This is a genomic window from Actinoplanes subglobosus (assembly GCF_042650585.1).
Taxonomy (GTDB): Bacteria; Actinomycetota; Actinomycetes; order Mycobacteriales; family Micromonosporaceae; genus Actinoplanes; species Actinoplanes subglobosus.
The window spans coordinates 184891-207661 of record NZ_JBHSBL010000014.1 but is presented as its reverse complement, the minus strand read 5'-3'; the positions used below and the strand labels follow the sequence as shown (position 1 = coordinate 207661).

The window sequence follows — 22771 nt, the reverse complement described above, 5'->3', positions numbered from 1 at the left end:
AACTGGAATCACGGGTGGTGCAGCGCGGTCGCGCCGCCAGGGCTGGCGACCAACGGCTCCGATGCCGCCCGGTCGTCTTTCGCGAACTCGCGAGCCTCGTAATCGCTCTCGAGATCGGCGACGGCGGCACTGGCCGCCTCAGGGGTCGAGCCCGGCATCGACGCCCGGCGGCCGACGCCCTCCAGGACGTGCTTACCGATCAGGTCGCCGGCCGGCAGCTCGATCGGATACTCCCCGTCGAAGCAGGCCATGCAGAGCCGGGACTTCGGCTGCTCGGTCGCCTGAACGAGGTTGTCGAGCGAAACATAACCCAGACTGTCGGCACCGATCGAACGGCGGATCCCGTCGATCTCCAGACCGTTGGCGATCAGCTCGGCCCGGGTCGCGAAGTCGATGCCGTAGAAGCACGGCCACTTCACCGGCGGCGACGAGATCCGGACGTGGATCTCGAGCGCGCCGGCCTCGCGCAGCATGCGGATCTGGGCACGCTGGGTGTTGCCACGGACGATCGAGTCGTCGATCACGACGATCCGCTTGCCGCGGACCACCTCGCGCAACGGGTTCAGCTTCAGCCGGATACCGAGCTGGCGGATGGTCTGCGACGGCTGGATGAAGGTGCGGCCGACGTAGGCGTTCTTCATGAAACCGGCGCTGTACGGAATACCGGAGGCCTCGGCGTAACCGATCGCGGCCGGGATGCCCGACTCCGGCACACCGATCACCAGGTCCGCCTCGACCGGATGCTCCTTGGCGAGCTTGCGGCCCACCTCGACCCGGGCCGAGTAGATGTTGCGGCCGGCGATCGTGGTGTCCGGGCGGGCGAGGTACACGTACTCGAAGAGGCAGCCCTTGGGCTCGGGCGCCGCGAAGCGGCTGGACCGCAGACCGTGCTCGTCGATCGCGATGATCTCGCCGGGCTCGACCTCGCGGACGAAGCTGGCACCGGTGATGTCCAGGGCGGCCGTCTCGCTGGCGACCACCCAGCCCCGCTCCATCCGGCCCAGCACCAGCGGGCGGACGCCCTGCGCGTCACGGGCGGCGTAGAGGGTGTGCTCGTCCATGAAGACGAAGCTGAAGGCGCCGCGCAGAGTCGGCAGCAGCTCCAGCGCGGCGGCCTCGACCGACAGGTCGGGACGGCCGGCCAGCAGCGTGGTGACCAGAGCGGTGTCGGAGGTGGAGTCACCCACCTCGAGGCCGCGGTCGGCGACCTCCTTGGCCAGCTCGGCCGTGTTGACCAGGTTGCCGTTGTGGGCCAGCGCGATCGTCGTGCCGGCCGGGGTGGCCCGGATCGTGGGCTGCGCGTTCTCCCAGTTGGAGCCACCGGTCGTGGAGTAGCGCGCGTGGCCGATCGCGAGGTGGCCGCGGAGGCTGGCCAGCGTCGGCTCGTCGAACACCTGGGAGACCAGGCCGATGTCCTTGTAGACAACGACTCCGGACCCGTCGCTCACCGCGATGCCGGCGGCTTCCTGCCCCCGGTGCTGGAGTGCGTAGAGCCCGAAGTACGTGAGTTTCGCGACCTCCTCCTCGGGGGCCCAGACGCCGAAGACGCCGCAGGCATCCTGGGGGCCGCGCTCCTGGGGGTCGAGATCGTCGGTCAGTAGGCCGTCGCCTCGGGGCACCTGCTCGCTCCCTCATGTCGGGGTCTGCACGGACCGCGAACTCGCTGGTCCGTCCGACCGACCAGTGTACGCGAGCCCACGGGAAGGGCACCCGGGCTCGTCAGGCGATGAGCGGCAGGTACTCGGTGAGGTCGGTCCGCACACCACTGGCCCGGAGGCGCCCGTCGCGCACCGCGTCGTTCCACGCGACGCGGCCGGTGGCCACGAGCAGCCAGGTAGTCGGATCCGTTTCGACCACATTGGGCGGTGTGCCTCGCGTGTGCCGCGGGCCGGCGACGCATTGAATCGCACCGAAAGGTGGAATCCGCACCTCCACCGAACGGCCAGGCGCCCGGGAGGACAACTCGGTCAGCAGTGCTCGCACGGCATCACGCAGCACCGCGCGGGCGGGCTCGACACCCCGGTCCAGCGCGTCCAACGCCTCGGCGACCGACTCGGATTTATTGTGCGCAGGAGACATGTCGGGACGATACGACCCGAGCTGAGGAGAACGGCACACCGCCCTGGGTCGCGCGAGTGACGTATGACAAGGCATAGTTGCCGACGGTGTACACGTCGCGGGATCCACCGGACATCGAAGGAACCGGGGACCGCGCGACCGGAAGGCGGTGGACGTGACAACGCACCTACGTGCCCGGACGGCCCAGGCCGGTGCGTTCCTGGCACTGGTCGGCGGCTTGGTGGCCGGTGTGCAATCCCCTACCCTGGCTGCCCCCCCAGAGATCCAGATTCAGCTGTCCAACAGCGAGGTCGACTCCGGAAGTACTGTAACCATGCAGTACACCGTGCGTAACCCCGGGGGCCAGGATCAGCAGGGTGACAACCGGGCCTCCATCAAGGTCAGCGGCATCAGCTGTTCCGGTCAATGCAGCCCCTCAGGCCAGCCGATTCAGCCCGAGGCCTCTGCGGACTTCAACGCCACGCTGACCGCACCCACCGTGAGCGCCGGGCAGAAGCAAACCGTCACGGTCACCGTGACCGTCACGCTGAACGGCGAGACCGGCACCCGCTCCGAGACGATCACCGTCAACGGGCCCGCGGCGCCGACCACCGTCCGGCAGGTCAGCGGCCGTATCAAGGACGACGCGGGCGCCCGCGTCTCCGGCGTCCAGGTGGTCATGAAGGACAGCCAGGGCCACTCGTACAACACGACCACCGACAGCAGCGGCGGCTACTCGTTCACCTCGTCGGACTCCGCTCCGATCGCGGTCGGCAGCATCCAGGTCGCCGCGGCCAAGTCCGGTTACGAGAGCGCCGACGCGACGGTGCAGGGCACCGCCGGCCGGACGGTGAACGTGTCGCTGACGATCAAGAAGGCGGCCGCCGAGACCTCGCCGACCCCGTCCGCGAGCGCCTCGGCCACCCCGGCGGCGACCGACGACGCCACCGACGAGGAGGACGGCACCGAGGAGGGTGACGGCGGTGTCAACAACATCGCCGGTGACACCCAGGAGACCTCGAGCACGACCGACGACGGCGGCAGCAGCTGGCTGCTGATCGTCATGGGCGGCCTGCTCGTCGCCGCCGGTATCGGCGTCATGGTGCTGGTCTGGATTCGCCGCAAGAAGGCCGAGGAACTCGGCTCGGACACCGGTCTCGGCCAGGCCGTCCCGGCGGGTGTCGGCGGTGGCGGCTACGGCGGTGGCTTCGACGCCACCCGGGTGGCCGCTCCGGTCGGTGCCGGCCGTGGTGGCGACGCCACGATGATCGCCCCGGCCGCCGGTATGGGCATGGGTGCCCGGTCCGGTGGGCTCGGCGACGCGCCCACGGTGATCCACCGGCCCGCGGAGGACGAGTTCCCGGACCCGTACGGCGCTCCGCTGCCGTCCGGCGGCGGCAACTACGGCGGCGGCGACCAGTGGGACGACCAGCAGCAGGGTGGGAACTACGGCGGCGGCAACTACGGCGGCGCGACGCAGACCTACGGCCAGCAGCAGGGCGGCTACAACGACGGCGGCCAGCAGCGGTATGACGAGCACACCAACATGTACCAGCCGGAGCCGTCGCAGCAGCCGCAGCGCTACGACGAGCACACGAACCTCTACCAGCCCGAGCAGGGCGGTGGGAACTACGGTGGTGGCAACTACGGCGGTGGTGGCGGTGGCTACGACCAGGGTGGTTACGACCAGGGTTGGAACGGTCAGGACGCCGGCGGCTACGGGCAGCAGGGTGGCTACGACCAGCAGGGCGGTTACGACCAGGGCGGTTACGACCAGGGTGGCTACCCGCAGCAGGGCGGCAACTACGGTGGTTACGATCAGGACGGGTACGACCAGCCCCAGCAGGGCGGCGGCTACCCCCAGCAGGGCGGCAACTACGGCAACGGCTACCCGCAGCAGCCCCAGCAGGGTCAGGGTGGCGGCGGCAACTACGGCCAGCGCCCCAACCGTGACTGGGACGGCAACTGACATAGCGAACCGATGAGAAAGGCCCCGCGCGAATCCGCGCGGGGCCTTTCTCATTGTCCGGCTATCAGGCGGGCGGGTCGATCGGGCCACCCGGCGCCTGCGGGCTGAGCTCCAGCGTCACCGAGCGGACCTCACCGGACGTCACCGGGGCGGCCTCATCACCGGCATCGCTGCCGGCCAGCTCGGCACTACCGCCGAACAGGTTGCGCAGAGTGGCTGACCACGCCTCACGCAGCTCCTCCAGCGGGATGGTGAACTGGCCCTCCACCTGGAGCGACGCCTCCTCGGAGGTGACGCCGAGCGGGGCGACCGGCACGCCGTGCTCAGCCACCAGGGCGAGGAACGCCTTGTCGTGCCCACGCGGCACGGCGACCAGAACACGCCCCGCCGACTCGCTGAACAGGTGGACGAACGGCGTGTTGCCGTCCTCCGGGAAGGTCACCTTCGCACCGACGCCGTGCCGCAACGTGCTCTCCACGAGCACCTGGGCCAGACCGCCGTCGGAGAGGTCGTGCGCGGCACTGACCAGGCCGGATTTCGAAGCCTGGGCCATCACCTTGGCGAGCGCCTGCTCGGCGGCGAGGTCGACCTTCGGCGGGCGGCCGCCGAGGTGGCCGTGGGTCACCCAGGCCCACTCCGAGCCGGAGAGCTCCACACGGGTCTCACCGAGCAGGAAGAGCAGGTCGCCACCGGCCTTGGCCGGACGCGGGAAGCCCATCGGGACGCGGCGGGCCACGTCGTCGAAGACACCGAGCACACCGACCACCGGGGTCGGGTGGATCGCCGCGGCGCCGGTCTGGTTGTAGAAGCTGACGTTGCCGCCGGTCACCGGCGTACCCAGCTCCAGGCAGCCGTCGGCGAGAGCCCGGCAGGCCTCGGCGAACTGCCACATCACGTGCGGGTCCTCGGGCGAACCGAAGTTGAGGCAGTCGGTCACCGCGACCGGCTCGGCGCCGGTGACGGCGACGTTCCGGTACGCCTCGGCGAGCGCGAGCTTCGCCCCCTCGTACGGGTCGAGGCGCGCGAACCGCCCGTTGCCGTCGACGGACAGCGCCACCCCGAGGCCGGTCTCCTCGTCGATCCGGAGCACACCGGAGTCCTCCGGCTGGGCCAGGATCGTGTTGCCCAGCACGTACCGGTCGTACTGCTCGGTGACCCAGGTCTTGTCGCACAGGTTCGGCGACGCGGCCATCCGCAGCACGGTCTCCCGCAGCGCGTCGCCGGTGGACGGACGCGGCAGCGTCTCGGCCCGGTCGGCCTGGAGCAGCATCACGTCGTTCGGCTCGCGGATCGGCCGGTTGTAGACCGGACCGTCGTCGGCGAGCGAACCCGGCGGCACGTCGACGACGACGTGGTCCTTCCACGTGATGAGCAGGCGGCCCGGGGTGCCGTCGGCGGCGGCCGCGGTGACCTCACCGATGGCGGTGGCCCAGACGCCCCACTTCTCGGCGACCGCGAGGACGGCGTCGAGATTCTCCGGCGTGACGATCAGGAGCATCCGCTCCTGCGACTCGCTGGCCAGGATCTCCGTCGGCGACATCGACGCCTCGCGCAGCGGCACCCGCTCCAGCCAGACCCGCATGCCGGTGCCCGCCGCGGCGGCCGTCTCGGTGAGCGCGCAGGTGAGGCCGGCGCCACCGAGGTCCTGGATGCCGGAGACGAGACCGGCGTCGTACAGCTCCAGGCAGCTCTCGATCAGCAGTTTCTCCATGAACGGGTCGCCGACCTGCACCGACGGGCGGCGCTGCTCGGCCTCCTCGTCGAAGGTGGCCGACGCCAGGACGGAGACACCGCCGATGCCGTCCCGGCCGGTCCGCGCACCGAGCAGCACGACGATGTTGCCGGTGCCGGTGGCCTCCTTCTTCTGGAGGCGCTCGACCGGCAGGACACCGATGCTGAGTGCGTTGACCAGCGGGTTGCCCTGATAACACGGGTCGAAGACGATCTCGCCACCGATGTTGGGCAGGCCCAGGCAGTTGCCGTAGCCACCGATGCCGGCAACCACACCGGGCAGGACCCGGGCGGTGTCGGGGTGGTCGTGGGCGCCGAACCGCAGCGGGTCCATCACCGCGACCGGGCGTGCGCCCATCGCCAGGATGTCGCGGACGATGCCGCCGACCCCGGTCGCCGCACCCTGGTAGGGCTCGACGTAGCTGGGGTGGTTGTGCGACTCGACCTTGAAGGTGACCGCCAGTTTCTCGGAGATCTGCACCACACCGGCGTTCTCACCGATGCCGGCGAGCATCCGGGTGTTCTGCGGCGCCTTCTCGCTGAACTGCTTGAGGTGCACCTTGCTCGACTTGTAGGAGCAGTGCTCGCTCCACATGATCGAATACATCGCCAGCTCGGACGCGGTGGGCCGCCGGCCCAGGATCTCGCGGATCTTGGCGTACTCGTCGTCCTTGAGCCCCAGGTCGGTGTAGGGCTGGAGCTCGTCCGGTGACTTCTCCGCCCGCTCGACGGTGTCGGGCTCGTCGGAGCCGGTAGCGAGCACGTCGGTCGCAGCGAAGCCACTCTGCTGCGTCGTCACTGTTGTCCCCCTGCGAGCTGACCGTCCGTCGCCAGGCTGCGCAGGACGGAGGTGAAGAAGCCGAGGCCGTCGAGCGACGGGCCGGTCAGCGCCTCCACGGCGTGTTCCGGGTGCGGCATGATGCCGACGACGTTGCCGGCCTCGTTGGTGATGCCCGCGATGTCGCGCTGCGAGCCGTTCGGGTTGCCCTTGATGTAACGGGCGATGACCCGGCCCTCGGCCTCCAGCGCGTCCAGCGTCCTGGTGTCGGCGACGAAGCAACCCTCACCGTTCTTCACCGGGATCAGGATCTCCTGGCCGGGGGTGAAACCGTTGGTCCAGGCGGTGTTCGTCGCCTCGACCTTCAGCCACTGGTCGCGGTTGCGGAAATGCAGGTGCTGGTTGCGGGTCAGTGCGCCGGGCAGCAGGTGCGCCTCGCACAGGACCTGGAAACCGTTGCAGATGCCGAGCACGGGCAGACCGCCCCGCGCCGCATCGATGATGGACTCCATCACCGGCGCGAACCGGGCGATGGCGCCGCAGCGCAGATAGTCGCCGTACGAGAACCCGCCCGGGAGGACGACCGCGTCGACGCCGTGCAGGTCCGGGTCGCCGTGCCAGAGGCGGACGACCTCGGCGCCGGCGATCCGGGCGGCGCGGGCGGCGTCCCCGTCGTCGAGCGAACCAGGGAAGGTGACCACACCGATCCGCATGGTCAGGCGACCTCCGCCGCAGCGGACTCGACGCGGATCTCGAAGTCCTCGATCACCGGGTTGGCGAGCAGCTTGTCGGCGATCTCACGGGCCCGGTCAAGGTCGGGCTCCCCAGTGAAATCAATCTCGATCCGACGGCCGATGCGGACAGAAGAGACATCGGTGACGCCGAGCCGGGGCAGCGCATTCGCCACCGCTTGACCCTGCGGGTCCAGGATCTCCGGCTTGAGCATGACGTCGACCACGACGCGAGCCACGGGCACTCCTGACTGATAGGTGTAAGCAGGCGAAGCCTACCCGGTAGGCCCCGTGGACGAGCCGGGGGCCGGTGTCGGCAGCCCGACCCGAGCGTCATTGAGCTGGGAATGCGCGTTCACATCGGGGCCATCATTCAGTGATATGTATCAATTGGAGTCTGGGCCGGAGGGTGAACGAAGCCTTAGTTTGCATTCGTCGATTTCTATTAACGTTCCCCAGAAGGAGATCTCGACGTGCGCATTCGACTCCTGGCCGCCCTCGCCGGCGCGGTCACGGCCATGCTCGCCCCCACCGCCGCCCATGCCGAACCGGCCGTCCCGAGCATCATCGGCGGTGGCACCGTGGCCTCGGCGCCGTGGGCCGCCGCGGTCTTCAGCAACGGCAGCTTCACCTGCTCCGGCACGATCATCTCGGCCAACTACGTACTGACCGCGCGGCACTGCGTCAGCGGCACCATGTCGGTCCGCGTCGGCAGCGTGAACTACGCGTCGGGCGGCGTCACCCGTACCGTCTCGTCCTCGTCCACCCGCTACGACCTGGCCCTGCTGCGCCTGAGCAGCTCGGTCAGCACCTCGTACATGCCGCTGTCCAGCGCGTACCCGCCGGTCGGCTCGACGAACAGCATCTACGGGTGGGGCATGACCTGCTACTCCGGCTGCTCGGCGTCGCCGACCCTGAAGACCGCCACGGTGCAGGTCACCTCGACCAACCAGACCGACGCCTACGGCGGCCGGGCGATCGGCAGCACCCGGATCAACGGCAACGCGTGGCGTGGCGACTCCGGCGGCCCGCAGGTCTACAACGGCTCCCAGGTGGGTGTCGCGTCGACCGCGGACGGCACGAGCCGGCAGTACTACGGCAGCGTCGCCTACAACCGGGCGTGGATCACCTCGATCGCGGGCGTCTGACGCCTCAGAGGATCGGCGCGGGTGCGTACGCCGCCGCTGAGGGATGCTGAGCGACGATCTCGGCGACCCGATCGGCGACCGCACGCACCTGCGCCGGCGCCGCGCCGACGAAGGCGGCGCGATCGGCGACCAGCGTGTCGATCTCGGCACGCGACAGCTGGAGGCGCTCGTCGCCGGCGAGCCGGTCGAAGAGGTCGTTGACCGCCACACCCTTCTCCCGCATGGCCAGTGCCACACCGACCGCGTGCTCCTTGATCACCTCGTGGGCGACCTCCCGGCCGACGCCCTTGCGCACCGCCGCGACCAGCACCTTGGTGGTGGCCAGGAAGGGCAGGAAGCGGTCCAGCTCGCGGCCGATGACCGCCGGGTACGCCCCGAACTCGTCCAGCACCGTGAGGAACGTCTGGAACAGCCCGTCGGTGGCGAAGAACGCGTCCGGCAGGGCCACCCGGCGCACCACCGAGCAGGAGACGTCACCCTCGTTCCACTGGTCGCCGGCCAGCTCGCCGACCATCGAGAGATAACCGCGGACGATCACCGCGAAGCCGTTGACCCGCTCCGAGGACCGGGTGTTCATCTTGTGCGGCATCGCCGACGAGCCGACCTGGCCCGGCTTGAAGCCCTCGGTGACCAGCTCCTGGCCGACCATCAGCCGGATTGTGGTGGCCAGCGAGGACGGACCGGCGACGATCTGGGCCAGCGCCGAGACCACGTCGAAGTCGAGCGACCGCGGGTAGACCTGGCCGACGCTGGACAGCACCCGCTTGAACCCGAGGTGCTCGGCGACCCGCTGCTCGAGGTCCTCGAGAGCGGAGGAGGAGCCGTCGAGCAGGTCCAGCTGGTCGGCCGCGGTGCCGACCGGGCCCTTGATGCCGCGCAGCGGGTAACGCCCGATCAGATCGTCGAGCCGCTCGTAGGCGATCAGCAGCTCCTCGGCCGACGACGCGAACCGCTTGCCCAGCGTGGTGGCCTGTGCCGCCACGTTGTGCGACCGGCCGGTCATCACCAGGTCGGAGTGCTCGACGGCGAGCGCGGTCAGCCGGGCCAGGGCGGCCACCACGCGGTCGCGGATCAGCTCCAGCGACGCACGGATCTGCAGCTGCTCCACATTTTCGGTCAGGTCGCGGGACGTCATCCCCTTGTGGATCTGCTCGAAGCCGGCCAGCTCGCTGAACTCCTCGATGCGGGCCTTCACGTCGTGCCGGGTGACGCGCTCGCGCTCGGCGATCGACGCCAGGTCGACCCGGTCGAGCACCGCCTCATACGCCTCGACGGCGCCCTCCGGGACATCGACGCCGAGATCACGCTGGGCCTTGAGAACCGCCAGCCAGAGCTTGCGCTCCATCCGGATCTTCTCCTCCGGGGACCAGAGGGTGACGAGGTCGGCGGAGGCGTACCGGGCGGCGAGCACGTTCGGGATGGTCACGGCACCGATTCTGTCACGGGTCGCGATGCGTCCTCCGGCAGCCGGTGACGCAGGGTGCGGACATCACGGCTGGCCAGCATGCCCAGGGTCGCGACGACGGCCACCACGCCGGCTCCGATCAGCGCCGCCCGCAGACCGGTCACCTCGGCGATCGGGCCGATCGCCACCTGACCCAGGGGGATCGCGGCGAAGGAGCCGACCATGTCGTACGAGTAGACGCGCGCCAGCCGGTCGGCGGGCACGTGCTCCTGCATCGTGGTCTCCCAGGCGATCCCGAACTGTTCGAGTGTCAACCCGGTCACGAACATCGCCAGGAACAGCGCCCAGAGCTGCGGATAGCCGCCCAGCACGAACAACGGCAGCGCCATGCCGAAGCAGCTGACCACGCCGACGAGGAGCAGCCGGCGCAGTTTCAGCCGGATGGCCAGCAGGCCGCCGAGGATCATCCCGGCCGTCTCGGCGGCGAGCACCAGCCCCCAGGCCGGGCGGCCGATGGTCTGGTCGGCGACGACCGGACCGAGAACATACAGCCCTCCGCTCCACGCCGCGTTGAGCAGCGAGAACCCGGCCACCACCACCCACAGCCAGGTGCGGGACCGGAACTCCACCCACCCGGTCCGCAGGTCGGCGAGCACATGCGAACGCTCTCCCGACCGGGCCGGCATGGTGACCCGGACGAGAGCGAAACAGAGCCCGGCGACGACGAACGTGGCCGCATCGACGGCGATCCCGACACCGGGGCCGAGCGCCGCGATCGTCACTCCGGCGATCGGGGCGCCGAGGACCATCGCGCTGTTCAGGCAGATCCGGCTGAGGGCGATGGCCTGCAGGCGCACCCGTTCGGGCACGGTCAGCGGCAACAGTGCCGCGCTGGCCGGGAGCGCCACCGCGCTGGCCACCCCGTTCACCACCGAGAGGGCGACCAGCAGAGGGACCGTCGCGGTCCCGGTCAGCACCAGGACGGCGACCGCGGCCTGGGTCACCGCGGCGGCGGCGTTCGACCCGACCATCAGCAGGTGCCGGGGCAGCCGGTCGGCGAGCACTCCACCGAAGAGCAGGAAGAGCACGTTGGCCAGGGTCCGGGCGCCGACGACCAGGCCCAGGTCCCGGGCCGAGCCGGTCAGGTCGAGAACGGCGAAGGCGAGGGCGATCGGCGCGAACGAGTTGCCCAGCGCGTTGACCGTGCGACCGGCCAGCAGGAACCGGTAGGAGACGTGCCGCAGCGGCGCGAGCCCGTTCACGAGGACTCCTCCTGCCGGTGCGAGAACATCGCGATCGTGGTGCTGGTGCGCACGGTGCCGGAAGTGCGCGGTGGCTTGGCGGCCCGGTGGAGGTCGTCGAGGGCCCCGGAGATCCGGTCGCGGATCGACAGCCAGGTCTCCGGCTCGATCCAGAAGTCGCCGTCGCCGAGCAGATTGCCGCGCTCCGCGAACCGGGCCTTGGCGCTGCGCCTGATCAGCTCGTGCGCGATCGCCGCGTAGTCGGCTCGGCGCTGCTCGTCCGACGGAGGCCCGCCGACCGGGTCGCGGTGGGTGTCGTAGCGATACCGCTTGGCGACGCCACCGCGGATCTTCTCCTCACCGGCCACCGCGATCATCCCGCCGGACAGGAGATTGCGCAGGTGGTAGCTGGCGTTGGCGTGGGTCAGCCCCAGCTCACGGGCCACCTCGGCCGCGGTCAGCTCGGCGCCGGTCAGCAGGGACATGATCTGCAGCCGGATCGGATGGGCCAGCGCCCGCAGCGCCGCCTTGTCACCGTCTCCCAAAGACATGTTGGGGAGCCTAGACACAGGCCGCCCCGACTGTCCAACGTTTATTTGGGAGTGGCACACTGCACGAGAAAGCGGCATTCTCGCTAAAGTTACCGGCGAGTAAACCGGCGAATTCCGAGAGGACAGCTGATGACTGATTTCAACCCCGAGTCGCTCGCGTCGATCGGCCCGAAGGAGTTCACTCAGCTGGTCAAGTCCACCTCGGACGCCAAGATCACTGAGGTGATGGCCTCGGAGAAGCGCACGAAGATCCTCGACGAGGTCTTCAACCGGATGCCCGGGCTCTTCCGCGCGGACCGGGCCGGCGACACCGCCACCGTCATCCACTGGATCATCACGGGCGGCCACGAGGGTGCATCCGACACCTACGAGACAGTGATCGAAAATGCGACCTGCACCGTGACCAGCACACCGGTCCGCGATCCCAAGCTCGCGATGACCATGGACGGCCTGACCTTCCTCAAGATCGTCTCCGGCACCGGCAACCCGGTCATGCTGTTCATGACCGGCAAGATCAAGACCAAGGGCGACGTCACCCTCGCCACCAGCATCCCCAAGCTCTTCGACATCCCCAAGGGCTGAAACCCCCCTCTGGGGTACGGCTAAAGAAAGCCGTGGTCACGGGCGTAGAGGGCGGCCTGGGTCCGATCCCGTAGGCCGAGCCGGGCCAGGATGTTCGAGACGTGGTTCTTGACCGTTCCCTCGCTCACGTAAAGCTGCGCGGCGATCTCCCGGTTGGTGGCGCCCCGGGCGATCAGCCGCAGCACCGCCCGCTCCCGGTCGGTCAGGTCGATCCGGGGCGTGGCGGCCACCGGACTCCGGTCCAGAGCCGTCACGAGCCGGCGCAGCACCGCACTGTCGTGCTGGTCGACGCCGGCGCTGGCCAGCCGTACCGCCTGGGCCAGCTCTTTCGGTGGTAGGTCCTTGAGCAGGTAGCCACCGGTTCCGGCTCGGAGCGCGCGGACGACGTATTCCTCGTCGTCGAAGGTGGTCAGCATCAACACCCGGCAGGCCGGCAGCCGCTCCCGCAGCAGTTCCGCCGCCCGCAGGCCGTCCAGGACCGGCATCCGGACGTCCATCAGCACCACGTCCGGCGCGGTCGCCACGGCCAGCTCGACAGCGGCGCGACCGTCGGCCGCCGTACCCACCACCTCGATGCCCGGCTCGATGCTCAGCAGCGAGGCGATGCCCTCCCGGATCAGGGCCTGGTCGTCGGCGACCAGCACGCGAACCGGCACGTCGGTCATCGCGCCGCCACCGGGACGCTCGCGGTGATCCGGGTGCCGTGGCCGGGGCGCGATTCGATCCGCACGCTCCCGCCCAGCGCCGCGAGGCGTTCCCGCATCCCGGTCAGGCCGCCGCCCGAGGTGGCCTCCGGCTCGAAGCCGCGGCCGTCGTCCTCCACCTCGAGCACCGCCTCGTCCTCCGTGCCGCGGACCGCGACCCGGACCAGGCCGGCCTCCGCGTGCCGCCGAGCGTTGGTGAGCGCCTCCTGAGCGACCCGATAGAGCGCCTCGGCCCCGGCCCGCCCGGGCCCACCGGCCCCCTCTCGACCACCTTCGATCTCCGGGTCGCCAAGCTTGGCCGGACCCCCTAGGTCAGCCGGACCGCCGAGGTCGAGGACCACTCGGAAATGCGGGTCGTCCAGGCCCTCGACCAGCGCGTACAGGGCGGTGGCCAGGGAGAACGGCTCGACTCGGAGGGCTCCGACGGACTCGCGTACCTCGCGCAGCGCCCGGCCCGCGGCCCGATGCGCGTCGGCCACCGCGCGGTCCGCGGACTCCGGATCCCGTTCCCGGAACGCCTCGGCCTTCGCCAGTTGCACGCTGATCGCGGTCAGATGGTGACCGACGCTGTCGTGGATGTCCCGGGCCAGCCGGTTGCGTTCGCTCGCGGCGCTCAGCTCGGCGACCCGCTCCTGGGTGGCGGTCAGTTCCGCCACCAGCCGTTCGGCCTGCACCCGGCTCCGGCTCTGTTCCACCGCGACCGCGGCGGTGGCGACCGCCAGGACCAGGCCGATGAAGAGCATGAACAGTTCGGAGACGACCTCGGGATCGGTCCGGCCGCCGGCGACCGTGGTGGTCCTGGTCAGGGCCATCACCAGATAGAACGTCGCCAGCCCGATCCCGGCGGCACGGCCCAGCCAGAAGTAGGCGAAGAACGGCACCAGCACGAAGAGCGCGCGCGAGAATCCGGCGCCGTCGGCCGCGTACACCGTCTCCAGCAACACGATCCGGATCAGCAGCATGGCCATCGACCATCCCCGCGTGCGGGGACGCCGCCAGTCCACCTGCTCGACCACGAGCAGCGCGACCAGACCGGCGAGGTAGACGGCCAGCTCGACGCGTGACCAGTCCGGGGCCAGGCCGGCGCCGACGTAGTAGAGGCCGGTGAGCATGACGGCGGTGTAGAGGAGCGAGGCCATCCAGCGCAGCGGCGGAGCGTCCACAGCCATGTCGCCACGCTAGGTGACCACGGGCCGCCGCGACCAGGGCGGCCGTCGATGTCTGGCCACAGGTCATGTGCCGGATGGCGGGCCGCTCCCACCGGTCCTGGCCGGGCGGCACTGTCCCGGCCCAGGCCGCTCCGGTCACGGTGGTCGGCATCCACATCGACCTGGGAGTTCGATCATGTCCGACCGGAACCTGTACCGCCTCGCGGCCCTCACCGGCCTAGCCGGTGGTGTCCTCACCCTGGTAGCCGTTGCCCGGCGTGCCGGAGTGCTGCCGGAGAACGCCTTCACCCACGCCCTGGCACCGCCCGCCTCGGCGCTGCTGCTGCTCACCCTGACCGCGCTCTACCTGCGCCAGCGGCGGGAGGCGGGCCGGCTCGGGCTGGCCGGGTTCGTGCTCAATCACCTCGGGCTGAGCGGGCTCTTCGCGATCGAGTTCCTCACCCACGCCGTCCTGCAATACCAGGACGCGGCGGCCCGGGAGGCCGTGCTCACCGGGCCGGGACGACCGTACTTCCTGGTGGTCGCCCTGATGTTCTTGATCGGGGTGGTGCTCTTCGGTGTCGCGTCGTGGCGTGCCGGGGTGCTGCCCCGCGCGGCCCTGGCCCTTTACGTGCCGGGGCTCAGCGCGGCGTCGCTGCGGGCCGCCGTCCCCGAGGCGATCTATCTCGGTGGGCTGGTGGCCGGGGCCGCGGGCGTCCTGTGGCTCTCCGTCGCGCTGCTGCGGGACGCCACGCGGCCGGTCGTCACAGCGTGATGCGGCCTTCGACGGCGCGCAGGGCGATGTCGGTGCGGTACTGGGCGCCGTCCAGACGGATCTGGTCGACCAGGGCGTAGGCGGCCTCGCGGGCACCGGTCAGGTCGGCGCCGGAGGCGGTCACGCTGAGCACCCGGCCACCGGCCGAGACCAGAGCCCCGTCAGCGTTCCGGGCGGTTCCGGCATGGATCACACCGGGCCGCTCGGCGCCCTCGATGACGTCACCGACCCGCGGCACACCGGGATAGTTGTGCCCGGCCACGACCACGGTGATGGCCGAACCCGACTTCCACCGCAGCGGCTCGTGCTCGGCCAGCGTGCCGGTTGCGGCCGCGTTGAGCAGGCCGGCCAGCGGCGACTCCAGCAGCTCGAGCACCACCTGGGTCTCCGGGTCACCGAAACGGGCGTTGAACTCGATCACCTTCGGGCCGGCCGGGGTGAGCGCGAGACCGACGTAGAGCAGGCCGGCGAAGGGCGTGCCCCGGCGGCGCATCTCGGCCAGCGTCGGCTCGACGGTCTCCCGCAGCACCCGCTCGGTCAGGTCGGCCGGCGCCCAGTCCAGCGGGGCGTAGGCACCCATGCCACCGGTGTTGGGGCCCTCGTCTCCGTCGGAGAGCCGCTTGAAGTCCTGCGCCGGCATCAGCGGAGCGGCCGCGGTGCCGTCGGTGACCACGAAGAGCGAGACCTCGGGACCGGACAGGTACTCCTCGATCACGACGGTGCCGCAGGCCTCGGCGTGGATCAGGGCCTCGTCGAGGTCGTCGGTCACGACCACGCCCTTGCCCGCGGCCAGCCCGTCGTTCTTCACCACGTAGGGCGCGCCGAGCTCGGTGAGCGCGGCCCGCACCGCCTCCATGTCGGAGCAGGCGAAGGATCGCGCGGTCGGCACCCCGGCCGCGATCATGACCTCCTTGGCGAACGCCTTGGAGCCCTCCAGCTGTGCCGCGGCGGCGGACGGGCCGAAGCAGGCGATGCCCTTGGCCCGGACGGCGTCGGCGACACCGGCCACCAACGGGGCCTCCGGGCCGACCACGACGAGGTCGGCGCTCAGCTCGACGGCGAGCGCGGCGACGGCGGCCGGGTCGGTCGCCTTCACCTCGTGCAGCTCGGCGACCTGGGCTATACCGGGGTTGCCCGGCGCGGCGGCCAGGAAGTCGACGGACGGGTCGTTGGCGAGCCCGACGGCGAGCGCGTGCTCGCGCCCACCGGAGCCGATCAGAAGTACGCGCACGACGGCCCATCCTACCTGCGGTGGCGTCGCGTAAACTTTCGCAGTACCCGGACTCCTCCAGGTACGACCTTGGGGAAAGGCATATCTAAAAGTGCCGGTGATCGTGTTGGTCGGCGCCCAGTGGGGCGACGAGGGCAAGGGTAAGGCCACGGATCTGCTGGGTGACCGGCTCGACTACGTGGTCAAGTTCAACGGTGGCAACAACGCGGGCCACACCGTCGTCATCGACGGCGAGAAGTACGCGCTCCACCTCCTCCCGAGCGGGATCCTCTCCCCGGGGGTCGTACCGGTGATCGGCAACGGCGTCGTCGTCGACCTCAACGTGCTGTTCCAGGAGATCGACGGGCTGGAGGCCCGCGGCATCGACACGTCCCGTCTGCGGATCAGTGCCAACGCGCACGTGATCGCCTCCTACAACCGCACCCTCGACAAGGTCACCGAGCGTTTCCTCGGTTCGCGCCGGATCGGCACCACCGGCCGTGGCATCGGCCCGACCTACGCCGACAAGATGAACCGGATCGGCATCCGGGTGCAGGACCTCTTCGACGAGTCGATCCTGCGGCAGAAGGTCACGGCGGCGCTGGGCTTCAAGAACCAGGTGCTGTCGAAGATCTACAACCGGACCGGGGCGAAGGTCGACGACGTCGTCCAGGAGCTGTTGTCGTACGTCGAGCGGCTCCGGCCGTACGTGGCGGACACCGCCCTGGAGCTGTCGAACGCGATCGACGACGGCAAGGTCGTGCTCTGCGAGGCCGGCCAGGCCACCCTGCTCGACGTCGACCACGGCACCTACCCGTTCGTGACCAGCTCCAACGCGACGGCCGGCGGCGCCTGCACCGGTTCCGGCATCCCGCCGACCCGGATCGACCGGGTGGTCGCCGTGCTCAAGGCGTTCACCACCCGTGTCGGTGAGGGCCCGTTCCCGACCGAGCTGCACGACAAGTTCGGTGACTACCTGCGCGAGGTCGGCCACGAGTACGGCACGACCACCGGCCGCCCGCGCCGGATCGGCTGGCTCGACCTGGTGATCGGCCGTTACGCGCAGCGGATCAACGGGGTCACCGACTTCGCGATGACCAAGCTCGACAACTACGACGGGCTGGACGAGATCCCGGTCTGCGTGGCCTACGAGGTCAACGGCGTCCGGCACGACGAGATGCCGGTCAACCAGACCGACTTCCACCACGCGCAGCCGATCTTCGAGACGCTGCCCGGCTGGAAACAGGACATCTCCGGCTGCCGCAAGTTCGAGGACCTGCCCCAGGAGGCGCAGGACTTCGTCGAGTTCGTCGAGGCCCGCATCGGCGCCCGGATCTCGATCGTGGGTGTGGGTCCCGGCCGCGAGGCGGTCATCGAGCGTCACTCGGTGCTCGGCGGGGTCTGATGTATGACGTCGTTCTCCTGAGCCTGGCCGAGGGCTCGGGCGATTCCTGCGGCTCCGGTGATTCGGGCTGCGGAGGCTGCAACGCCGTGTGCGCCACTCCCCGTACCCCGGTTCTGGCCTGCGCGGACGCGCTGCGTGCGGCCGGGGCCGAGGTGGAGACCGTGCTGGCCGGTTCCGATCAGGAGATCGACGCGGTCCTGGCCAGGTTCGACGGTCCGGCCCGGCCGGACGGTCTGACCTGGCCCGATCCGGACACGAAGGTGCGTCTGGTGGTGGCGACCGCGACCGACGGCCAGCTGCGCGCCGTGATGCGCCGGCTGGTCCGGCGGTACGCTCCGCCGCCCAGCAAACGGCCCGGCGATCTGGCCGACGGGCGGACCGTTCCGGACCTGCCGGCGGTCGCGATCCTGCCGCTGGACCCGGCCAACACCGAGGACCTGGCGGCCCAACTGGGCCTGCCGCGGACGCCGGCCGCTGTCGCCGCCGCTGTGATGAATGGGACGGTCCGGCGTCTCGACCTGCTGCGCAACGACGGCGGTTCGGTGACTCTGGACGGGGCGCTGCTCGGCGGCTCCGACGACAACGGGCGGGCCGTGCCCTGGCGGGGCCGGGTCGAGGTCGACGATGCGGTGCTCACCGACGGGGCCGAGCCGGTGCTCGCCTGTGTGATCGGCAACGCGGCGGGCTATGCCGAGTTCGACGGCCTCCGGCTGCTCGCCGACGGCGATCCGACCGATGGCCGGGTCGAGGTTGCTGTCGCGGTCCCGGTGGTCGTCAAAAAGCTGTTCAAGGGCACGAGGGTACGAGTGGAGGTACGCCGGGTCCGAGGACGCGCGGTGTCCGTCCTGCCTCGTGAGGGTGACCTCCAGTTCCTCGACGACGGGGTGGCGGGATCGACGAGCCGCAAGCGATCCTGGTGGACCGAGCCGGGTGCCTGGGCGGTGTACGCGGGCTGAGGTCCGTGCAACTCTGGACGGACAGCAGAGCCAAGATTTCGTGATACCGGAGGTCTCATCCGTGGCGGACGAGAACGCCGACCGTGTCTACGTCCCGGGGGCCGAGTCTTCGACTCCCGCCCGGGATGTGGAGCCCTTCTGGGCCGACGAGCCCGAGACGCCGGTGCACGGTCGTGCCGTGCCACTGGCCGATCGTGTGCCACCGGTCGGGATGGTCCAGGTCGAGCCGGGCGTGTTCCGGCCGGCCGACGGTCCGCCGCTGCCACCCGGGGTGCACGTGCCCGCGCAGCGCTTCTCGTCACCCGCTCCGGACGGGCCGCCGGTCGGACCGCCGTCAGCCGGCCCCTCGGAGAGCCAGGCCGTCGCCGACTCGCCGTGGGCCCAGCCGCTGCACCGCCCGACGCAACCGGTGGAGCAGCGGCCGGTGGCCCCGCAGCCGCCGCCGCCCGTCGCTCCACCGCCGCCCGTCGCTCCACCGCCGCCCGTCGCTCCACCGCCGCCCGTCCAGCAACCGGTGGATCATCGCCCGCTTGGCCAGCAGCCGCAGCCTGGTCCCGAGGCGGACCCGTTCCAGGAGCTCAACTGGATGGTGGACGGGACGCCGACGGCCGAGGAGTTCGCGCGGCGACGGCTGGCCCGGCCCGCTCAGCAGAGCGCCACCATGGGTGCCCGGGCGATGCTGCAGAAGGGCATGTTCGGCCTGGTCAAGCTGTCCCCCGGGCAGCGCGAGCTGGAGTACAAGCAGGACGTCGAGATGGTCCGCCGCAACTTCGGCGGGCTGCGTCAGGTGACAGTGGTCAACCCGAAGGGCGGCGCCGGCAAGACGGTGGCCGTGCTGCTGCTCGCCATGACGTTCGGGCAGAAACGTGGCGGCTACGTCCTTGCCTGGGACAACAACGAGACCCAGGGCACCCTCGGCATGCGGGCGCAGCAGGACTTCCACGCCCGGACGGTCCGCGACATGATGCGTGACCTCCATCTCTTCCAGGGCGCGCAGGGCCGGGTCGGTGACCTCTCGCAATACGTGCGGGCCCAGGGCGAGGGCATGTTCGACGTGCTCGCCTCGGACGAGTCGGCGACCGCCGGTGAGATGCTGACCGCGGCGTCGTTCGCCGAGATCCGTGACGTGGTGAGCCGGTTCTACAAGCTGATCTTCGTGGACACCGGTAACAACGTCCGCGCGGAGAACTGGCAGGCCGCGATGGACGCCACCGACCAGCTGGTGATCACGATGTCGGCCCGTAACGACTCGGCCGAGACCGCGGCCCGGGCGCTCGACCATCTGGAGCAGAGCGGCCGCCGGCGACTGGTCCGGCAGGCCGTGACCATCGTCACGATGCCGCCGACCCGCAAGGACATCGACCTCCAGTGGATCCAGCAGCATTTCGCCGCCCGGACCAGGGCGGTACTGGTCGCCCCCTACGAGCGGCTGATCGACTCGGGTGAGCCGATCCGTTACGGCGAGCTCTCCAGCAACACGAAGGACGCCTGGTTGAAGATCGCCGCAGCGGTCGCGGACGGTCTCTGACACCGCCGGCGCGCCCGGTGAGAACGACGCCGCCGGCAGGCCCGGTGAGAACGACGCCGTCGGCGGGCCCGGTGAGAACGACGCCGCCGGCGGGCCCGGTGGGGACCAGGCCCGCCGACGTGGTGGATCAGGTCAGGGCGTCGGCGGCGGCCGGGTCGCTGTCCCTCAGGAACTGGGCGCAGCGGGCCGCCTCGTCCGCCTCACCGATCTGGGCGGCGGCCTGCGACAGGGCGTGCAGGCAGCGGAGGAAGCCCTGGTTGGGCTCGTGCGACCACGGGACCGGGCCGTGGCCCTTCCAGCCGTTGCGGCGCAGCGCGTCGAGACCACGGTGGTATCCGGTCCGGGCATAGGCGTAGGCGGTCACCGGCTCGTCGGCGGCCAGAGCCGCGGCGGCCAGCGGCGCCCAGGCGGCACTGTAGGCGGGGTACTTGGCGGCGACCGCCTTGAAGGCCTGCTCGGAGCCCGTCGCGGCGGCCTCGGCCAGGGCCTTGTCGGCCTCGGCGTCGGCGGGCAGTCGGGTGGCCGGCGGCTCGGGAAGGAGGTTCTGCATGCCCCCATTCAACCCGTCCGGACCGTGTTCATTCCGCACCGGCCGCGTTTCGCCGCATGAACAGTCAGTCCCAGGCCGTGCCGAGGCGGAACAGGCGGTCGGCGTACTCGATCTGGGTCTGCCAATCGGCCGGCCACGCCGCCAGGCCGAGGGAGGCGCCGGCGAACGCACCGGCCAGGCAGGCGATCGAGTCGGAGTCGCCGGAGGAGGCCGCGCCGCGGCCGACGACGGCGACCGGCTCGTCCGGTGAGACCAGGTAGACGTAGAGGGCGGTGGCCAGCGCCTCCTCGGCGATCCACCCGGCGCCGGTGCGCAGGCAGGGGTCACCGGTGTGATCGCCGCCGGCCAGGGCCTCGGCCACCCGGTCCAGGGCGGCCGCGCACTCGTCCCAGCCACGGGCGATGAACTCCTCCGGCGAGGTCACCGCCGGGCGGTGCCACAGGTCGCCGAGCCAGTCGCCGCGATAGACCTTGCGTTGCTCGGCACAGCGGTCCCGCAGCGCGGCGAGCAGGTCCGACGGCGCGAGACCCTCGCGGAGCCAGAGGACGGCGTACGCCGTGAGCTCGCTCGCCGCCAGCCCGGTCGGATGCCCGTGCGTCAGTGCGGCCTGGAACTGTGCCGCCCCGGCCCGCTCGTCGTCGGTGAGACCGGGCACCAGACCGACCGGGGTGACCCGCATGTTCGCCCCGCAGCCTTTCGAGTCGGCCTGGGTGGCCCGGGTCCAGGCCCGGCCGTCGGCGAGGTTGCCGATCGCCCGCAGGCAGGTCATCCCGGGAGCCCGATCGTTCTCCGGGCTGGCCGCCCACTCCAGGAAGCGCCGCCGAAGCACCGGCTCGAGCGCCTCGGGAGTGACCGCGGCCGCCTCACGCAGGGCCTCACCGACCGCGAGCGCCATCTGGGTGTCGTCGGTCACCAGCGCCGGCTCACCGACCAGCTGGCGCGGGCCGCCCGGACCGTAGCGGGCCACGATGGTCGCATACTCCTGGAACTCGGTCGGTTTCCCGAGCGAGTCCCCGTAGGCCAGACCGAACAGTGATCCCGTCGCAGCGCGCATGCGCCAACTCTAGGTAGTACGTCAACGACTCGCTCGGTTCGAGCAAGATGGACTTCATGCCCGATCCCCTGCAACCAGTCCTCGGCGGCGACGCGCCCTTCGACGCGACCGCCGACGAGATCGAGACCCGAGCCGAGCTGGACGTGCACCTGGCCAAGAACACCCTGGCCGGCCTCTGCGTCCTGGGCCTGCGACTGGACCGCGACCCGCCGGACCTGACCGGTGTGGATGTGCGCGACACCATGTTCGTGGGCTGTCACCTGGCCGGTTTCGAGGTGGAGTCCGACCTGATCCTGCGCGGGGCGCACGTGGTCCCGCCGTTCGACGGGCGGCCCTATCCGACCCATCCGGCTCTGCTCTACACGCCCGAGGACCTGTCCGCCGGCTTCGCCGAGCAGGGCTTCGCCGGGATGTACGACACGGTCGTCTACCGCCATTTCGTCGACCACGGCGGCGCGGTCCCGGACATCCGGGAGGCGCTCGCCCAGCGTCTGCACGACGCGGGGATCGACAACGCGCTCGGCAAGGCGCTCAACGAGTGGGCGGCGGCGCACGGGACCCGCGGTGCGATCGGGATCATGGGCGGGCATGCGGCACCGCGGGGCTCCGAGCCGTACCGCATGGTCGCGTCCCTGGCCCGGCGCCTGGCCGCCGCGGACCGGCTGATCGTGACCGGCGGGGGTCCCGGGGTTATGGAGGCCGCCAACCTGGGCGCCTATTTCGCGTCCTTCGACGAGGCCGCCCTGGCGACCGCTGTCGACCGGCTGGCGGTGGCGCCGCACTTCATGGACCACGAGCCCTACACGGCGGCGGCGCTGTCGGTGCGGGCCGCGCATCCGCTGCCGTCGCTCGACGTCGCCGGGCGGCTGCGGCACGGCGGTCTGGCCCTGCCCACCTGGCTGTACGGCCACGAGCCGGCCAATCTGTTCGCCGGCCAGATCGGCAAGTACTTCTCCAATGCCGTCCGGGAGGACTCGATCCTGCGGCTGGCCCGGGGTGGCATCGTGTTCGCCCCCGGCTGGGCCGGCACCGTGCAGGAGATCTTCCAGGCCGCGACGAAGACGTTCTACGCCACTGACGGGCCGTCCGGGGCGTACGTGTTCCTCGGTGTGGAGCACTGGTCGCGGCTGCCGGTGGCCGAGTTGCTCGGTCCGCTGCTGGCCCGTTCGCCCCATGGCGACCAGTCCCATCTGATCGTGATCACCGACTCCCTGGACGAAGCCATGGCCGCACTCTCCCGGTAGTGG

The 22771-nt window shown here is 70.8% G+C and carries 20 protein-coding genes and 1 pseudogene; 8 read left to right on the top strand and 13 right to left on the bottom strand.

Translation table 11 applies throughout. The annotated features are described in order from the left end of the window. Positions 1–8: 8 nt before the first annotated feature. Positions 9–1619, bottom strand: a complete 1611-nt coding sequence (gene purF, locus ACFO0C_RS14510) for an amidophosphoribosyltransferase (protein WP_378067112.1) — start codon at positions 1617–1619, stop codon at positions 9–11. A gap of 100 nt (positions 1620–1719) precedes the next feature. Continuing rightward, positions 1720–2079 carry a sterol carrier family protein gene (locus ACFO0C_RS14505; RefSeq protein ID WP_378067111.1) on the bottom strand — a complete coding sequence of 120 codons (360 nt, stop codon included), beginning with the start codon at positions 2077–2079 and terminating at the stop codon, positions 1720–1722. Positions 2080–2392: 313 nt separating this feature from the next. Here ACFO0C_RS14505 and ACFO0C_RS14500 point away from each other — a divergent pair, with 313 nt between their 5' ends. Further along, positions 2393–4027 carry a carboxypeptidase-like regulatory domain-containing protein gene (locus ACFO0C_RS14500; protein ID WP_378067110.1) on the top strand — a complete coding sequence of 545 codons (1635 nt, stop codon included), beginning with the start codon at positions 2393–2395 and terminating at the stop codon, positions 4025–4027. A 64-nt stretch (positions 4028–4091) separates the two neighbouring features. Here ACFO0C_RS14500 and purL read toward each other — a convergent pair whose 3' ends face one another. Genes purL through purS form a run of 3 tightly spaced genes read right to left on the bottom strand, consistent with a single transcriptional unit; the run spans position 4092 to position 7506 of the window. Then, positions 4092–6521, bottom strand: a complete 2430-nt coding sequence (gene purL, locus ACFO0C_RS14495; RefSeq protein ID WP_378067148.1) for a phosphoribosylformylglycinamidine synthase subunit PurL — start codon at positions 6519–6521, stop codon at positions 4092–4094. Positions 6522–6553: 32 nt separating this feature from the next. After that, positions 6554–7255, bottom strand: coding sequence for a phosphoribosylformylglycinamidine synthase subunit PurQ (gene purQ / locus ACFO0C_RS14490; RefSeq protein ID WP_378067147.1), 702 nt, complete (start codon positions 7253–7255; stop codon positions 6554–6556). Next, on the bottom strand, positions 7252–7506 hold the full coding sequence (gene purS, locus ACFO0C_RS14485) for a phosphoribosylformylglycinamidine synthase subunit PurS (RefSeq protein ID WP_093620819.1): 255 nt from the start codon (positions 7504–7506) through the stop codon (positions 7252–7254). Before purS ends, purQ begins: the two co-directional genes overlap by 4 nt. A 234-nt stretch (positions 7507–7740) precedes the next feature. On the opposite strand from purS, the gene ACFO0C_RS14480 reads away from it, so the two are divergent. Further along, the gene (locus ACFO0C_RS14480; RefSeq protein WP_378067109.1) at positions 7741–8415 is read left to right on the top strand and encodes a S1 family peptidase; all 675 of its coding nucleotides are present in this window, start codon (positions 7741–7743) and stop codon (positions 8413–8415) included. A gap of 4 nt (positions 8416–8419) precedes the next feature. Here ACFO0C_RS14480 and purB read toward each other — a convergent pair whose 3' ends face one another. Genes purB through ACFO0C_RS14465 form a run of 3 tightly spaced genes read right to left on the bottom strand, consistent with a single transcriptional unit; the run spans position 8420 to position 11612 of the window. Beyond that, the gene (gene purB / locus ACFO0C_RS14475) at positions 8420–9841 is read right to left on the bottom strand and encodes an adenylosuccinate lyase (protein WP_378067108.1); all 1422 of its coding nucleotides are present in this window, start codon (positions 9839–9841) and stop codon (positions 8420–8422) included. Then, positions 9838–11082: an MFS transporter gene (locus tag ACFO0C_RS14470; protein ID WP_378067107.1), complete on the bottom strand. Its 1245-nt coding sequence runs from the start codon at positions 11080–11082 to the stop codon at positions 9838–9840. Before ACFO0C_RS14470 ends, purB begins: the two co-directional genes overlap by 4 nt. After that, positions 11079–11612: an ArsR/SmtB family transcription factor gene (locus tag ACFO0C_RS14465; RefSeq protein WP_378067106.1), complete on the bottom strand. Its 534-nt coding sequence runs from the start codon at positions 11610–11612 to the stop codon at positions 11079–11081. The genes ACFO0C_RS14470 and ACFO0C_RS14465 overlap by 4 nt, the downstream gene beginning before the upstream one ends. A 129-nt stretch (positions 11613–11741) precedes the next feature. Here ACFO0C_RS14465 and ACFO0C_RS14460 point away from each other — a divergent pair, with 129 nt between their 5' ends. After that, positions 11742–12194 carry an SCP2 sterol-binding domain-containing protein gene (locus ACFO0C_RS14460; RefSeq protein WP_378067105.1) on the top strand — a complete coding sequence of 151 codons (453 nt, stop codon included), beginning with the start codon at positions 11742–11744 and terminating at the stop codon, positions 12192–12194. Positions 12195–12214: 20 nt separating this feature from the next. Here ACFO0C_RS14460 and ACFO0C_RS14455 read toward each other — a convergent pair whose 3' ends face one another. Then, complete coding sequence (locus ACFO0C_RS14455) at positions 12215–12859, bottom strand: response regulator (protein ID WP_378067104.1); 645 nt, start codon at positions 12857–12859, stop codon at positions 12215–12217. After that, on the bottom strand, positions 12856–14067 hold the full coding sequence (locus ACFO0C_RS14450) for a sensor histidine kinase (RefSeq protein WP_378067103.1): 1212 nt from the start codon (positions 14065–14067) through the stop codon (positions 12856–12858). The genes ACFO0C_RS14455 and ACFO0C_RS14450 overlap by 4 nt, the downstream gene beginning before the upstream one ends. A 175-nt stretch (positions 14068–14242) precedes the next feature. On the opposite strand from ACFO0C_RS14450, the gene ACFO0C_RS14445 reads away from it, so the two are divergent. Next, complete coding sequence (locus ACFO0C_RS14445) at positions 14243–14821, top strand: hypothetical protein (RefSeq protein ID WP_378067102.1); 579 nt, start codon at positions 14243–14245, stop codon at positions 14819–14821. Here ACFO0C_RS14445 and purD read toward each other — a convergent pair. Next, the gene (gene purD / locus ACFO0C_RS14440) at positions 14811–16052 is read right to left on the bottom strand and encodes a phosphoribosylamine--glycine ligase (protein ID WP_378067101.1); all 1242 of its coding nucleotides are present in this window, start codon (positions 16050–16052) and stop codon (positions 14811–14813) included. The two genes, ACFO0C_RS14445 and purD, sit on opposite strands and share 11 nt — an antisense overlap. Positions 16053–16143: 91 nt before the next feature. On the opposite strand from purD, the gene ACFO0C_RS14435 reads away from it, so the two are divergent. The 3 genes and pseudogenes from ACFO0C_RS14435 to ACFO0C_RS49035 form a co-directional block, all read left to right on the top strand. Then, complete coding sequence (locus ACFO0C_RS14435; RefSeq protein ID WP_317789239.1) at positions 16144–17436, top strand: adenylosuccinate synthase; 1293 nt, start codon at positions 16144–16146, stop codon at positions 17434–17436. Next, on the top strand, positions 17436–18392 hold the full coding sequence (locus ACFO0C_RS14430) for a hypothetical protein (RefSeq protein ID WP_378067100.1): 957 nt from the start codon (positions 17436–17438) through the stop codon (positions 18390–18392). Before ACFO0C_RS14435 ends, ACFO0C_RS14430 begins: the two co-directional genes overlap by 1 nt. A 595-nt stretch (positions 18393–18987) precedes the next feature. Then, positions 18988–19920, top strand: a pseudogene (locus ACFO0C_RS49035) (MinD/ParA family ATP-binding protein); the annotation flags it as partial. A 127-nt stretch (positions 19921–20047) separates the two neighbouring features. Here the strand turns inward: ACFO0C_RS49035 and ACFO0C_RS14420 are convergent. Next, positions 20048–20470 carry a DUF3151 domain-containing protein gene (locus ACFO0C_RS14420; protein WP_378067098.1) on the bottom strand — a complete coding sequence of 141 codons (423 nt, stop codon included), beginning with the start codon at positions 20468–20470 and terminating at the stop codon, positions 20048–20050. 64 nt (positions 20471–20534) lie between these two features. Beyond that, complete coding sequence (locus ACFO0C_RS14415) at positions 20535–21524, bottom strand: ADP-ribosylglycohydrolase family protein (protein WP_378067097.1); 990 nt, start codon at positions 21522–21524, stop codon at positions 20535–20537. Between the two features lie 56 nt (positions 21525–21580). On the opposite strand from ACFO0C_RS14415, the gene ACFO0C_RS14410 reads away from it, so the two are divergent. Further along, the gene (locus ACFO0C_RS14410; protein WP_378067096.1) at positions 21581–22768 is read left to right on the top strand and encodes a hypothetical protein; all 1188 of its coding nucleotides are present in this window, start codon (positions 21581–21583) and stop codon (positions 22766–22768) included. Positions 22769–22771 lie beyond the last annotated feature (3 nt).

What these genes read in the sequence shown, in the direction of transcription:
- ACFO0C_RS14420 (WP_378067098.1), bottom strand. Translation starts at nt 20,470, where the DNA reads ATGCAGAACCTCCTTCCCGAGCCGCCGGCCACCCGACTGCCCGCCGAC.
- ACFO0C_RS14465 (WP_378067106.1), bottom strand. Translation starts at nt 11,612, where the DNA reads ATGTCTTTGGGAGACGGTGACAAGGCGGCGCTGCGGGCGCTGGCCCAT.
- ACFO0C_RS14505 (WP_378067111.1), bottom strand. Translation starts at nt 2,079, where the DNA reads ATGTCTCCTGCGCACAATAAATCCGAGTCGGTCGCCGAGGCGTTGGAC.
- ACFO0C_RS14430 (WP_378067100.1), top strand. Translation starts at nt 17,436, where the DNA reads ATGTATGACGTCGTTCTCCTGAGCCTGGCCGAGGGCTCGGGCGATTCC.
- ACFO0C_RS14445 (WP_378067102.1), top strand. Translation starts at nt 14,243, where the DNA reads ATGTCCGACCGGAACCTGTACCGCCTCGCGGCCCTCACCGGCCTAGCC.
- ACFO0C_RS14455 (WP_378067104.1), bottom strand. Translation starts at nt 12,859, where the DNA reads ATGACCGACGTGCCGGTTCGCGTGCTGGTCGCCGACGACCAGGCCCTG.
- ACFO0C_RS14460 (WP_378067105.1), top strand. Translation starts at nt 11,742, where the DNA reads ATGACTGATTTCAACCCCGAGTCGCTCGCGTCGATCGGCCCGAAGGAG.
- ACFO0C_RS14450 (WP_378067103.1), bottom strand. Translation starts at nt 14,067, where the DNA reads ATGGCTGTGGACGCTCCGCCGCTGCGCTGGATGGCCTCGCTCCTCTAC.
- ACFO0C_RS14410 (WP_378067096.1), top strand. Translation starts at nt 21,581, where the DNA reads ATGCCCGATCCCCTGCAACCAGTCCTCGGCGGCGACGCGCCCTTCGAC.
- ACFO0C_RS14415 (WP_378067097.1), bottom strand. Translation starts at nt 21,524, where the DNA reads ATGCGCGCTGCGACGGGATCACTGTTCGGTCTGGCCTACGGGGACTCG.
- ACFO0C_RS14500 (WP_378067110.1), top strand. Translation starts at nt 2,393, where the DNA reads ATGCAGTACACCGTGCGTAACCCCGGGGGCCAGGATCAGCAGGGTGAC.